We start from the raw sequence: 12,527 nt of genomic DNA, 5'->3' as shown, positions 1-12,527 counted from the left end.
ATTTATTGCCAGGCTTTTTCTATATTTATCAATTAAATATCCAAATAGCGTTAAATTTGGCTCACTACTGTGAACTTTTTAGCGCTATATGTCGAAATATAAGATAGAGCATAAAAGAAATGTAATAGGATGTGAAAGTAAATCTTATGGCGATTGACTTAATTAATAATTTAACATTAACATCAACATTTTTATTTTTAGGCAATTTGCTTTTAAATAAAATTCGTAATAAATTTGAAAATCGTAAACGACTGTTTATCAGTCTAGCAGGTATAACGTATGGATTATTTGGTCTGGTTCTTATTTTATGGGGATTTCATTTACCTGAAAGTCATATACTAATTGACTTGAGAGCACTTGCAGTTATTGGAGCTGTCTATACGGTAGGCAGTGTAGCCGGTCTGATTGCAACTTTGATTATTATCTCAGGTCGCGTTTTGTTTTTTGAATATGGTAATATAGACGTATTAGTTGTAGGAGCAAGTATTGTTATGATTGCCTGGATTTTATCTTCTTTTTTGCTTAAAGGAGATTATCGGGTATCTTTGAGCCGCTGGTTGATCATTATTTGTTGTTCGATGATTTTGCCTTCTATTTTATTTTATTTCACATTACAGACCCGTATATTCTGGCAATTTATTACGATTTTAATTGTATTTTTGGTAGGCGGATTATTTACCTATATTATCCTTGTGTATCTTACACGTTCCAATCATTTATTTGTACTACTCAAAGAGTTGGCTAATCGCGATCATCTAACAGGATTGCATAACCCTCGTGCTTTTGAAGCTTTATTTGAAGAAACGCTGAATTATGCCAAAGCCCATCAAAAAAACATGTCGTTATTGATGCTAGATATCGATCATTTCAAAGCGATTAACGATACGTACGGACATAGTAGCGGAGATGCGGTATTGTCTCAAATCGGAGAATTGCTTCAAGATTTTGTACGCTCCGGGGATGTCTGCGCTCGTAAAGGTGGCGAAGAGTTTATTATTATTTTGAACTCATGCACTCGTGATCATGCTATTCATATCGCTGAAAAGTTGCGTATCTTGATCGAACAAAATGAATTTGTATTGCCAAATAATCGTTTATTAGCAATTACTGTTTCTATCGGTGTAGCTACTTTTCCAGATACAAAGTCTAATCTGATGCTCGATAAAGTGGATGAAGCTTTATATGAAGCGAAGCATCAAGGACGTAACAGAATATATGCTGTTTGAGAACGGACTAGAATGGTTGGATATAAGAAGCAGTGACTTTTATGATTTATACACAATAAGGAGGTGAACCAGAGTTCTTATTGAAGGCTCTGGGTTATTTATGAAAATTGCAGATCATATCGAAATGTTAGAAATTAAAGTACCTATGGGTGAACATGAAATGGTGATTCATCCTGTCGTTATCTATGCAGACAATCAAGCTGTATTGTTTGATACTGGAGTGCCTGGTTGTTACGACAAGATTATTGAGCAGATCGATCCAGCTTATCCTGTTCAATCGGTGATTTTGACTCATGATGATCTCGATCATATTGGAAGTTTTCCACAATTTTTAGAAGCTGCTTCAGGTACGTTAGATGTGTATACTCATGCGCAAAATGTAGGTGCTATTAACGGTACAGAACCTTTTTCCAAAGCGAATCCTGAACGAATTAATTCCATGTTAGAACAATTTCCAGAATCGATCCAAAAATCGTTTCGTAGCGTATTTTCAACCGATACACCTGAACATGTGAACCATGTATTACAAGGAAATGAAGTTCTGCCTTTCGGTGAAGGACTACAAGTAATACATACACCGGGACATACGCCAGGGCATACTAGCTTTTATGATATCGCTAGTAAAACACTTATCGCTGCAGATGCTCTGATTGTAGAAAATGGTGAATTACACGGTCCAAATCCATCATTTACATTAGATATGGAACAAGCGACAAATTCTTTGCGAGCTTTTCAGAAGCTTCCGATCGAAGCGATCGTTTGTTATCATGGTGGATTGTTTAAAGGAGATATTCAACAACGACTTAACGAGTTAGTGAATCCTTCGTGATTAAGCCCAAGCCGTGGATCAGATGGTTGTATACACTGGCACTTGCTTTGATCGGTGGATTGTTATTTAAAGTAGCTCATTTACCTATTCCATGGTTACTAGGACCGATGATTATTATTCTCATCGGTTCTAAATTATGGCCTTCGATGCCACCGCTATGGCCGGGAGCAGCACGTAATGCAGGCATGATTATTGTCGGTTATTCGATTGGATTATCATTAACTGCGGCAACTTTGCAACAGATTGGCGGACAATTGCCTTCTATGATCGGCTTAACTACATTGCTGATTTTGTTTGCTTTGCTTACAGCGTATATCATTTTCAAAATTTCTGGTGTTTCTTTTCCTACTGTCTTATTAGGTAGTATTCCAGGTGGCTTGACCCAGATGGTGGTTCTAGCCGAAGAAGTGAAAGGAATCGATATCACAGTCGTTACTTTTCTTCAGGTTTCTCGCTTAATGATGATTATTATTTTTGTGCCATTATTGATATTTAGCCCTATTTTCGGTGTGGATATGGAGATGGTGACACAGGCGTTAGAACATTCAACAGCCAGTTGGAATGGGCTGTTTCCCAATATCTTTTTATTTGCTATAGCATGTACAGGTATGGCGCTACTCGGGAAAAAGATTCATTTTCCAACCGCCTTTATTTTGTTACCGATGATCACTACTGCGATGATTCAATTTGCTGGTATCTCTGCACCAGTGTTACCGTCTGCGATGTTAGATATCGCTCAATTATTGATCGGTAGTTCTATCGGTCTTATGCTCAAGCCTGAACTGTTAACCAACAAAATACAGATGATTGGTCTAGCAATCGGCAGTGGGATTGTGCTGTTGCTATTTGCATGCATACTTGCTTTTATATTGATGAAATGGCATCACGTATCTCCAGCTACAGCAATGTTGAGTATGGCGCCAGGCGGTATGGATCAGATGAGTATTATTGCACATGAAGTAGGTGCAGATATCGCGACCGTAAGCTGTTATCAGTTATTTCGAACATTGTTTATTTTTCTTGCTGTGCCACCGCTATTAAAGCTGATTTTCCGGCGAATTGCTAGATAAATGATTCAATCCCTTCTCGGGGTCGTTATAAGATAGAGGAAGTCTTTATCCAGTTGATGATCTGAAAGGGGATATAATCATGTCTGTTTTTGAAAATGAAGTCTGGTTCTATATCGGTACGTACGCAAGTGAAGAAGAAGTAGGTATTCAGACCGCAGTAATGAATACAGATACAGGTGAATTGCGTCTGGTTGGTGGGATCAAAGGTATTGAAAATCCTTCGTATCTTGCATTATCGACAGACAGCACTGCATTATATGCCGCTAGTGAAAAAGATGAAGGTGAAATTTTAACGTATACAATCAATCCAGAAACGCGTGAACTTCATTTGTTAGATCGCAAGTCTACAGGTGGAGGCGCTCCTTGTTATGTGCAATTGACTCCAGATGGTAAGCATTTAGTAGCATCGAATTATACAGGTGCAAATGTTAATGTGTTTGCTGTAGGGGATCAAGGCGCTTTGGCTGAAATGACAGGTGAAGTCAAACATACTGGAAGTGGCACTAATCCAGATCGTCAAGATGCGCCACATCCACATTCTGCTGTGGCTTCTTTGGATAATCATCATGTGTATGTATCTGATCTAGGGTTGGATAAGGTATTTACATATCGGTTAGAAGATAATGGGACATTAACAGAAGAAGGGGCTACTGAGCTGCCCGCAGAATCAGGTCCCCGTCATTTAATTTTCCATCCTAACGGACAATTAGCTTATGGAATCAATGAGCTGAATAGTACTGTAACAGCATATGGTCGTAATCCAGAAGATGGTCAATTAGAGATTATTGGTCATGTATCGACATTGCCAGAAGACTTTACAGGTGAAAATACAGGCGGAGATATTCGTATCTCTCCATGCGGACGCTTTGTCTATGCTTCAAATCGTGGGCATAACAGTCTAGTGCATTATAATATCGATGAAATGTCAGGCGCATTAACGCCTATCGAATGGGTACCTGTCAAAGGAGAAACACCTCGTAATGTTGCTGTCGTACCGGGTGGATATATTCTCGTCAGCAATCAGGATAGCAACAATATTGTACAATTTGCGATTGAAGCGGATACGGGTAAATTGTTGATCACAGGCAATGAATTAACACTGAGTCGTCCAGTATGTGTAATGGCTGAACAACCAGAACCTGGTGGACAATAAACGATTGATTGACGCTATGCTATCACTAGCAATCAATACGCTATAAATCATACTTTATAATAAAAAACACTTCAGTATAAGCAGACTGTATCTGCTCTATAACTGAAGTGTTTTTGCTTGCGATAATAATCTTACTCGTATTCGCCTACAAAAGGACGTTCTTTGCGCTTGGGTTCCCGGGTAAAACGGAATCCGGTCACAAAAATAAGAATCTGGGCAATCAGTAGATAAGGAGCGGCTTGAAGACTGAATATATGTATAAAGCATAATCCGCTAATCAACAAAGCTAACCAAATAAATACCAATCTGCGCGCATTTTCACGAAAATCAGCTGTAATGACAGCATACAGTACAATCAAAGCTCCTGTGCAAGAGATAAAGCGCAAAATAGCAAATAATGCTACAGAAGAAGGTAGCACAGACATAGCGGTAGATAGATCATGCCATAGATTCCATAGTAATAATGATTCAGCAATAATAACGATAAAAGGGATAGCTGGTCGAATTGTTAGCCATAACAATAATCCCCAACGTGGATGTTCACCACGAGCCAGTACCATTTTGCGCTCACGAGTTAAGCGGCGAATATCACTATCTAACGTACGATAAAGTAACACCAGACTTTTACGATCTCGTTCTTCCATATACTGATCAATTCGCTCTAACAATTCATCAGAAGCATACGTAGCGGCTTTGCAAGCCAGTACACTTTCAGCAGGAACAGGGAAAGCAGTTTGATTTGTATGAGCACTATGATTTTTGTTCATAATAGCTGGATAGATTTCTCCGGCTGCCCGGGTTAATCGATCCAGACTATTTTGAATCCGGCGCATACGTTCATCATCTCTATATTTACGTTGCTTGGCTGTAAATCCATACACAACTGCAAAAGCCAACAGTCCTATCATCCCGACCATATATAATCCGAGAGCATGAGAACGCAGTAACATAGACCAATCCAACAGATTCACTCCTTTAGCTATCATCCATACTTGCATATATCGTTTTTTGTGCGTACATCTTATCCTTAACCAAAATGGTTATTACAGAATAAGTGTCCTGACAATAATTCTTTCTACAACAGAGTAACTTTCTTTTAGAAGTATAACTCTTTGATGTATACTATAGTATATAAGTGCTTGAAATAAGATGCTTTTTGAAGTGTAGTGCTGGTTTTATTTTTCACAAAAATCATTCTTATATAGATGAGTCTCATATAACTTGATCAAATGATCATAAACAGATAAAGAAGGGGTGTACATGTATGGCATATAATAGCCGTTTTGCTGTGGCTATTCACACATTGTCATTATTGGATGCAAGTGATGGACATATCACTTCAGAATGGATTGCTTCAAGTGTGAATACCAATCCTGTTGTGATCCGGCGGATGATTAGTCAATTAGCCAAAGCAGGTATTGTTCGTACTCAGCCAGGAGTAGCTGGAGCGCAAATGACACGTCCTGCGTCTGAAATTACCTTGTTGGATATTTATCGTGCAGCACAAAATGATGCCAAAGATGAGCTGTTTGCTATTCACGAGAATCCGAATCCCAATTGCGATATTGGACGTAATATTCAAGCAGAACTTGAAACCGTATTTCAACGGGCACAGAGAGCTATGGAACATGAGCTAGAAAAGATTACACTCAAGCAGGTGACAACTGATTTGCAGGAAATGGAACAGGTTCGTCAAGCGATCCAGAACTAATACTGAATCATCATCGGCTGAGTCGGGTATGTAAAAGAAAAGACCGCTCATGACGGAAAGGATGGAACCACAAATGAAAATAGCTATTATTGGCGCAACCGGAACGATCGGACAACGCCTTGTACAAGAAGGACTACGACGTAAATATGAGATCACAGCAGCTACTCGTGATTCTTCCAAAATCGATAAAAATACAGAACGTCTACAAGGTATAAGCTTAAATGTACTTGATCCAATTAGTGTAGAAGCGGTTGTCTCAGGACATGATGTAGTGATCAACGCGTATGGCCCTCAATTTGGAAATGAAGGCGAACTAACAGAAGCGGCGAGTGCTATTGTAGAAGGGATGAAAAGAGCAGGAGTACAGCGTCTTCTAGTCGTTGGTGGTGCAGGAAGTCTGGAAGTAGAACCGGGTGTACGCTTGATGGATACACCTGATTTTCCAGCAGAAATTAGACCGCTGGCACAAGCTCATGTCGATGCTTACGAAATTTATAGCCAGAGCGATCTGGATTGGACGTATATCAGTCCGGCAAGTTGGATCGAACCGGGCAAACGGACAGGTAATTTCCGTATCGGAACCAATCGCCTGATCACAGATGATGATGGAGCAAGTCGCATCTCGGTAGAAGATTATGCAGCAGCTTTATTTGATGAAGTGGCTGATCCTTTATTTACACGCACTCGTTTTACAGTCGCATACTAAACGGTATAGAGCTGTTGCTATACTTGATCAGAACACCGTCTAGGTAGGCGGTGTTTTTGTTATGCACCAAATACGGTTAATACATAGTAAATAGATTGCAAAAGTAAATCAACAAAGCCAAACGTTATCACGTTGAGCTATAGAGGAGCGAATAGATAATGTATATTGTGACCGCACAAGAAATGCGTGATTTGGATCAACATACGATTCAGAAATTAGGAATACCTGCTTTATCTCTGATGGAGAGTGCTGGCAAAGCTATCGCTGAAGAAGTGATTCATTGGAATAATACTTCCAAGCAAGAACAAGCGGATATTCCTTTTGGCAAAAGTCTGTCAAAAGTAGGACAGATTCGTAACGACCATACATGGAACGTTCAAGATCATAAGCAACACTGGCTTATTCTTGTCGGCAAAGGAAACAATGGAGGCGATGGATTAGTCGTTGCTCGCTATCTTCAAGATGCGGGTATTCAAGTGACTGTGCTATATGCTCAAGATCCGGCAGAATTAACAGGTGATGCAGCGACCCAGCGTGATGCAGCGCAATATTCTGGTATTGTATCGAATATCTGGAGTGAACAATGGGAGACTGAATCCCGCTGGCAAGGGTATACAGGAATTGTGGATGCGCTTTTGGGTACAGGGAGTCAAGGAGAACCACGTGCACCGTACGATGCCATTATCCATGCGGCGAATTGTAGCGGTAAGCCAATCATCGCAGCAGATATTCCAAGTGGGCTAAATGCAGATACCGGCGAAGTAGCAGATACCTGTATTCAAGCATCATTAACTGTAAGCCTTGCTTTTCTCAAACGTGGATTAGTGCAATACCCGGGAGCAGGAGTAGCAGGCGATGTCGTTGTGCGTAATATTGGTATTCCTCGGTTTACTGCTCAAAAGCTAGCAGTGGATACTCATTTGGTCACAGAGCAAGTGTTGGAGGATATTTTGGAAGTCGATCCTGAACGTGCTCGGGCAGTAGATGGACATAAAGGAACCTACGGACATGTACTTATTATAGGTGGCAGTATGAATATGAGTGGTGCAGGGTTACTTGCGTCCAGAGCCGCATTACGTATCGGTAGCGGACTGGTGACATGGGCGCTTCCGCAAGCATTGTTACCCCATATTGCAGGGCATGTACCTGAACTAATGCTTGCTCCTGCGGTAGAAGGAGCAGAAGGGAAATGGGAATATAAAAGCGCAACATCGATTTTAACATTGGCAGAAAAATGTGATGTATTAGCAATAGGGCCAGGACTAGGTCGATTTGAACAGGATGGAGCATGGTTGCAGACGCTATGGGAGCAAACCGACCAACCGCTTGTGTTAGATGCAGATGGTCTGAATATGATTGCTGAAGCAGATGGATTATCTACATGGCAACAGCGAAAAGCCGATACTGTCCTAACTCCACATCCGGGAGAGATGGCTAGATTAGCAGGCATCTCTACACCGGAAGTACAGCGTGACCGAATCGGCATAGCTCGTGAATTTGCAATGAAGCATCATATTACGTTAGTGCTCAAAGGCGCTAGAACGGTTATTGCTTCGCCAGAAGGACAAGTATTCGTAAATACTACCGGACACCCGGGAATGGCTACAGGCGGGTCTGGAGATGCGTTAACAGGTATCATCGTAGGATTGCTAGCTCAAGGATTAAGCGGCATACAAGCCGCCACATTTGGTGTGCATTTACATGGTCATGCTGGTGAAGTTGCCGCGTATCAACGTACAGGCAATCCTGCTTCTTTACTTGCAGGTGATCTTATCGAGTCGTTGTAAGTCCGAATGTATGATTCAAGCAATGAATATCCAATAATGAAATATGCGTGTAGTCTTCTTCTACACAACGTGTAATCCAAGGGTATGTAGACGTAGCTATCCATAGATGTTGAGGATATGTGGCGATTCTGCATACTCGATCTACATATAAGCCTAAGATAGCTTGATTATGCTGGCGTAAAATTAAAATGCGTGCTGTAGCTGATATTTGTGCACGTTCATTAGTATGGCTAGTTGCCTGATTGGTCTGCAAACGAACCACAGGCAATGTATTTCCATACCAACTAATCGTTCCTAATACTTGCGGATCGGATTGTGGGGTAGGGGTAAATAACTCAAAACGGATAATTTCCTGTACCCCATGAATAGGCAGAGCGATCCGTTGACTATCAGCCATACATTCAATATATTGGTCGGACGATCTGATCATAAGTAGGACCTCCAATTTTTTTGTTATTTACCGACTAACCTACATTACAAATTAAATTTTAAACGTGTTTACAGATGAATGAAGTTGATCTGCCAAATGAGCCAGTGTCTGCGAAGAAGAAGCTGTTTGTTCACAAGCAGATGCTACTTCTTCTGTAGCGGCTGCAATTTCATTAACAGAATGCATTACATCGACAGATTGAGCACTTTGTTGTTCACTAGCTGCGGCAATACCATTGATTTTGAGTGAAGAATCACTGACACGATGCACAATATCTTCAAAAGCATTGCTCGTTAATACAGAGTGTTCTGCATTGCTATTTACCGCTTCAATACTGTGTTTCATATTGGTCTGCATAGAGCGAATAATGCCTGTAATTTCTTTGGTCGCAGCGCTACTGCGTTCTGCTAGCTTACGTACTTCATCAGCGACTACAGCGAAGCCAAGACCTTGTTCACCGGCACGAGCGGCTTCTATTGCTGCATTGAGAGCAAGCAGATTAGTTTGATCAGCAATTTCATCAATGACTTCGATAATATCGCCGATACGAGTAGAATCATTCTCAAGTTTGGACATTTGCTGAGTTACTTCTTGAATCGCTTGTGTACCTTGATCCACAATTTGACCACCATGTTGTGCTTTTTCTACGGTAGTATTAGAAAGTTCAGCCGCTTGTTCTGCACTGCGAGCCACATCATCAATAGCTATAGACATATCTTTAAACAATTGAGCGATCGATTGAGCTGATTGCGATTGATTAGCACTGCTTCCAGCAATTTCTTCTGTACTTGCCGAAATTTCTTCCGAAGTAGCCGCTACACTTTGAGCAGATTCAATAATATCTGCAATTAGACCATTTAGACGGTTAGTCATATCATTAGCAGCAATCGCTAATTGTCCGATTTCATCTTTACCAGTCAGGTTGGATTGTTCACGTAGATCACCAGCTGCTACTTGTTTAAGCAAGCGACTAATCTGTTTTAATGGCACACTGATCATACGAGAAATGATCGTTCCTAATAAAATACAGAATAAGAACGCCACAACAATCCATAAAGTCGTCCAGAACTTAGCACTTGCAAAAATGGCTTTGGCATTATTGTTAGCCGCATCTGCAGTTTGCTCATTGATTTGGTTCAATTTGGCAATGCTATCATACATATCTGTACCTGCCGGAACGACACTGTTTTGAACATACGTCTGAAATTCGGCTGGCGTTGAGTTCTCTGCTAGATTCACAGCTTGGCTGTAGACATCGTTATAATTTGCCCAGAATTTATTGAAGTTTTGCAATTCGTTTCTTTCTTGATCAGATAACGGGGTGTTGCTGTACTGGGACATGTTTTTTTGAACAGCGGTAATAAGGTCAGGAATAGAATCTACAACTTTTTTCTTCGCAACATCATCTGCGGTTAAAGCAATATCTCGTGAAGCGACACGCATTTTTTGCAAAGACAACTCGGCAGCAGATAAGGCTTGCATGGATACTAGATTGTTATTGTACAAACCGTTTACACTTTCGTTCATCCGATTCTGATTATTCAAACCATACAAACCGATAGCCGCTACAATCAATGCCACTAAGATAAAAGCAGCAATTAATTTAGTAAATGTTTGAAAATTAGCACCTATTCTCATTTTATCCACTCCATATCGATATGTAATTTGATTATCAATTACATCGATCAAATTTTAAAAGCAGCTTATTTTCGTATTTATGCAAAATAAGCGTTTATACTTACTATGTCGTCTTATAAATTACAATTATTAATACTATTTTTCAATTTTTTGTAAATAAATTATGTAAATAAGTGGATAACAATTCAATTGTGAAAAATACATCGTCCAAAATATATACATCTATCTGCTGGCTGTAGAGGCTATAAACCTTGTCTATAAAGGCTTTTTTCAAAATAGCGATTTATAAATACCACAATCTTGTGCAGGACTGATTTTGGCAGTCTATACATTTTCTAAAATATCTGCATGACCCATTTCTATCGTTGTAGCATCTATACAAAAAAAGCGCCTGTAGATCATCGAAATAAGATACATTTCGAGATTCAACAGACGCTTTCTTGATATATTATTTATTCAGCATCACGTTCAGTAGAGGAAGTATTCGCTTTTTTTCGGCGAGCACTTAACCACTTCCAACCGATCCATGCCGCTAGAACAACAAGAATCACAATCGCTACAGGTGTTAAATATTGAGAAGCGAGTGGACCTACTTCTTCCCAGCGCGGGCCTAATTTATAGCCTAGATATACATATAGACTGGTGATCGGTAACATAGCTGCAAATGTATAAATACTGAATTTCCAGACATTCATATTTGCCATCCCGCAAGGAATCGATACTGCGGTACGTACACCGGGAATAAATCTGCCGAAGAAGGCTACGCCACTACCATACTTTTCAAAAAACTGTTCGGCTTTGACGATTTCTTTTTCCCGAACTAAAAAGTATTTACCGAAGCGCAGAACTAGCGGTCTGCCTCCATAACGACCCAGTGCATATAATGTTAACGGACCGGTTACACCACCGATCGTACCTGCTAGAATTACCAGAATCATATTGAAATCACCTTCATATATCCAGAAGCCGGTGAGTGGAAGAACTAACTCTGCCGGGATGAATTCGAAGGTCAGGGCTAATGCAATGCCAACATAGCCCAGACTTTTGAATCCTTCGATCAGACCTATTAACCATTCATGCATAAGTTAATTATAGATCTTCTTTAATCTCTTTTTCGACTTCACGTACAGCATTGTCTTCGTCTTTCACTTCCACTTTGCTTGATAACAACCAACCGCAGACAGCGATCGCTACAAGCACAATATAGAACGATAATTTCCAGATCGTATTTTCAGGGAAATGCTCAGGCAATACACCTAGTGCTGGATGCGCAAGAGTGATAACCGCAAGCTTCACACCTACCCAACCTACGATAACAAACGCAGCAACTTCTAGACCTGGACGACTTTGCAACAATTTCACGAAATAAGAAGCAGCAAAACGCATAATGATTAGACCGATAAATCCACCCAAGAAGATAACGATAAAGTGTCCGCCATCCATACCGCCGATCGCAGGCAATCCACTTGCAGGCAATGCTACAGCAAGAGCAACAGCCGCTAAAATAGAATCGACAGCAAAAGCAATATCAGCAACTTCGACTTTGAATACCGTCATCCAGAAACCAGATTGCTTTTTAGGCTTACCGTCTGGCCCTGGTTCTTCAGCAGCTTGATCAATTTTGGAACGATGGGAAATAATTTTACGAATAATATGATTGAACGCGATATACAGAAGGTACAATGCACCAATCGCTTGAACCTGCCATACATCGACAAGGAACGAAATAATAAATAATGAACCTAGCCTGAAAACGAATGCACCGAATAATCCATAGAACAATGCTCTTTTACGTTCTTCTTCAGGTAAATGCTTAACCATAATTGCGAGTACCAAAGCGTTATCTGCTGCGAGCAGACCTTCCAGTACGATCAGTACAAGTAATACCCATCCGTACTCCAATAACAATGCTACATCCATAGAATTGCCTCCCTAAATCTCGTTTTTTTGTGCGTTAGTATATAAAAAAGACCTTTA

12 protein-coding genes are annotated in these 12,527 nt (G+C 40.3%); 7 read left to right on the top strand and 5 right to left on the bottom strand.

All coding sequences use genetic code 11. The features are described 5' to 3' along the window. The first annotated feature begins 146 nt into the window (after positions 1-146). The 4 genes from QCD85_RS15315 (at position 147) to QCD85_RS15300 (ending at position 4,278) form a co-directional block, all read left to right on the top strand. Positions 147-1,226 (top strand): GGDEF domain-containing protein, encoded by a 1,080-nt coding sequence (locus tag QCD85_RS15315; RefSeq protein ID WP_301263145.1) that lies wholly within the window; start codon positions 147-149, stop codon positions 1,224-1,226. A 100-nt stretch (positions 1,227-1,326) separates the two neighbouring features. Then, positions 1,327-2,055 (top strand): MBL fold metallo-hydrolase, encoded by a 729-nt coding sequence (locus tag QCD85_RS15310; protein ID WP_301263144.1) that lies wholly within the window; start codon positions 1,327-1,329, stop codon positions 2,053-2,055. Further along, positions 2,052-3,125 carry an AbrB family transcriptional regulator gene (locus QCD85_RS15305; protein WP_301263143.1) on the top strand — a complete coding sequence of 358 codons (1,074 nt, stop codon included), beginning with the start codon at positions 2,052-2,054 and terminating at the stop codon, positions 3,123-3,125. The genes QCD85_RS15310 and QCD85_RS15305 overlap by 4 nt, the downstream gene beginning before the upstream one ends. Positions 3,126-3,204: 79 nt before the next feature. Next, entirely contained in the window at positions 3,205-4,278 is a 1,074-nt protein-coding gene (locus tag QCD85_RS15300; protein WP_301263142.1) for a lactonase family protein, read from the top strand. A gap of 131 nt (positions 4,279-4,409) precedes the next feature. Here QCD85_RS15300 and QCD85_RS15295 read toward each other — a convergent pair whose 3' ends face one another. After that, entirely contained in the window at positions 4,410-5,240 is an 831-nt protein-coding gene (locus QCD85_RS15295) for a hypothetical protein (RefSeq protein WP_301263141.1), read from the bottom strand. Positions 5,241-5,542: 302 nt separating this feature from the next. Between QCD85_RS15295 and QCD85_RS15290 the strand changes: the two genes are divergently transcribed. The 3 genes from QCD85_RS15290 (at position 5,543) to QCD85_RS15280 (ending at position 8,482) form a co-directional block, all read left to right on the top strand. Further along, the gene (locus QCD85_RS15290; RefSeq protein ID WP_273614649.1) at positions 5,543-5,989 is read left to right on the top strand and encodes an Rrf2 family transcriptional regulator; all 447 of its coding nucleotides are present in this window, start codon (positions 5,543-5,545) and stop codon (positions 5,987-5,989) included. Positions 5,990-6,062: 73 nt separating this feature from the next. Beyond that, on the top strand, positions 6,063-6,695 hold the full coding sequence (locus tag QCD85_RS15285; RefSeq protein WP_273614650.1) for an NAD(P)-dependent oxidoreductase: 633 nt from the start codon (positions 6,063-6,065) through the stop codon (positions 6,693-6,695). 158 nt (positions 6,696-6,853) lie between these two features. Continuing rightward, entirely contained in the window at positions 6,854-8,482 is a 1,629-nt protein-coding gene (locus tag QCD85_RS15280) for an NAD(P)H-hydrate dehydratase (RefSeq protein WP_301263140.1), read from the top strand. Here the strand turns inward: QCD85_RS15280 and QCD85_RS15275 are convergent. From QCD85_RS15275 to QCD85_RS15260, 4 genes are all read right to left on the bottom strand, one after another. Further along, entirely contained in the window at positions 8,466-8,912 is a 447-nt protein-coding gene (locus tag QCD85_RS15275; RefSeq protein ID WP_301263139.1) for a chemotaxis protein CheW, read from the bottom strand. The genes QCD85_RS15280 and QCD85_RS15275 overlap by 17 nt on opposite strands. 51 nt (positions 8,913-8,963) lie before the next feature. Next, positions 8,964-10,550 (bottom strand): methyl-accepting chemotaxis protein, encoded by a 1,587-nt coding sequence (locus tag QCD85_RS15270; protein ID WP_301263138.1) that lies wholly within the window; start codon positions 10,548-10,550, stop codon positions 8,964-8,966. A gap of 452 nt (positions 10,551-11,002) precedes the next feature. After that, positions 11,003-11,632, bottom strand: a complete 630-nt coding sequence (locus QCD85_RS15265; RefSeq protein ID WP_273614654.1) for a DedA family protein — start codon at positions 11,630-11,632, stop codon at positions 11,003-11,005. Between the two features lie 7 nt (positions 11,633-11,639). Continuing rightward, positions 11,640-12,470, bottom strand: coding sequence for a TerC family protein (locus QCD85_RS15260; RefSeq protein ID WP_204826480.1), 831 nt, complete (start codon positions 12,468-12,470; stop codon positions 11,640-11,642). Between the last annotated feature and the right edge of the window lie 57 nt (positions 12,471-12,527).

The sequence above is a fragment of the Paenibacillus sp. PsM32 genome, assembly GCF_030433815.1.
GTDB classification, from domain to species: Bacteria; Bacillota; Bacilli; order Paenibacillales; family Paenibacillaceae; genus Saccharibacillus; species Saccharibacillus kyungheensis.
The sequence above is the reverse complement of the archived record's forward strand: the minus strand, read 5'-3'. Positions and strand labels throughout refer to the sequence as shown.

Excerpts from the sequence above, each read along its gene's own strand:
- QCD85_RS15315 (WP_301263145.1), top strand. The coding sequence starts at position 147 with ATGGCGATTGACTTAATTAATAATTTAACATTAACATCAACATTTTTA.
- QCD85_RS15310 (WP_301263144.1), top strand. The coding sequence starts at position 1,327 with ATGAAAATTGCAGATCATATCGAAATGTTAGAAATTAAAGTACCTATG.
- QCD85_RS15300 (WP_301263142.1), top strand. The coding sequence starts at position 3,205 with ATGTCTGTTTTTGAAAATGAAGTCTGGTTCTATATCGGTACGTACGCA.
- QCD85_RS15290 (WP_273614649.1), top strand. The coding sequence starts at position 5,543 with ATGGCATATAATAGCCGTTTTGCTGTGGCTATTCACACATTGTCATTA.
- QCD85_RS15285 (WP_273614650.1), top strand. The coding sequence starts at position 6,063 with ATGAAAATAGCTATTATTGGCGCAACCGGAACGATCGGACAACGCCTT.
- QCD85_RS15280 (WP_301263140.1), top strand. The coding sequence starts at position 6,854 with ATGTATATTGTGACCGCACAAGAAATGCGTGATTTGGATCAACATACG.
- QCD85_RS15275 (WP_301263139.1), bottom strand. The coding sequence starts at position 8,912 with ATGATCAGATCGTCCGACCAATATATTGAATGTATGGCTGATAGTCAA.
- QCD85_RS15270 (WP_301263138.1), bottom strand. The coding sequence starts at position 10,550 with ATGAGAATAGGTGCTAATTTTCAAACATTTACTAAATTAATTGCTGCT.
- QCD85_RS15265 (WP_273614654.1), bottom strand. The coding sequence starts at position 11,632 with ATGCATGAATGGTTAATAGGTCTGATCGAAGGATTCAAAAGTCTGGGC.
- QCD85_RS15260 (WP_204826480.1), bottom strand. The coding sequence starts at position 12,470 with ATGGATGTAGCATTGTTATTGGAGTACGGATGGGTATTACTTGTACTG.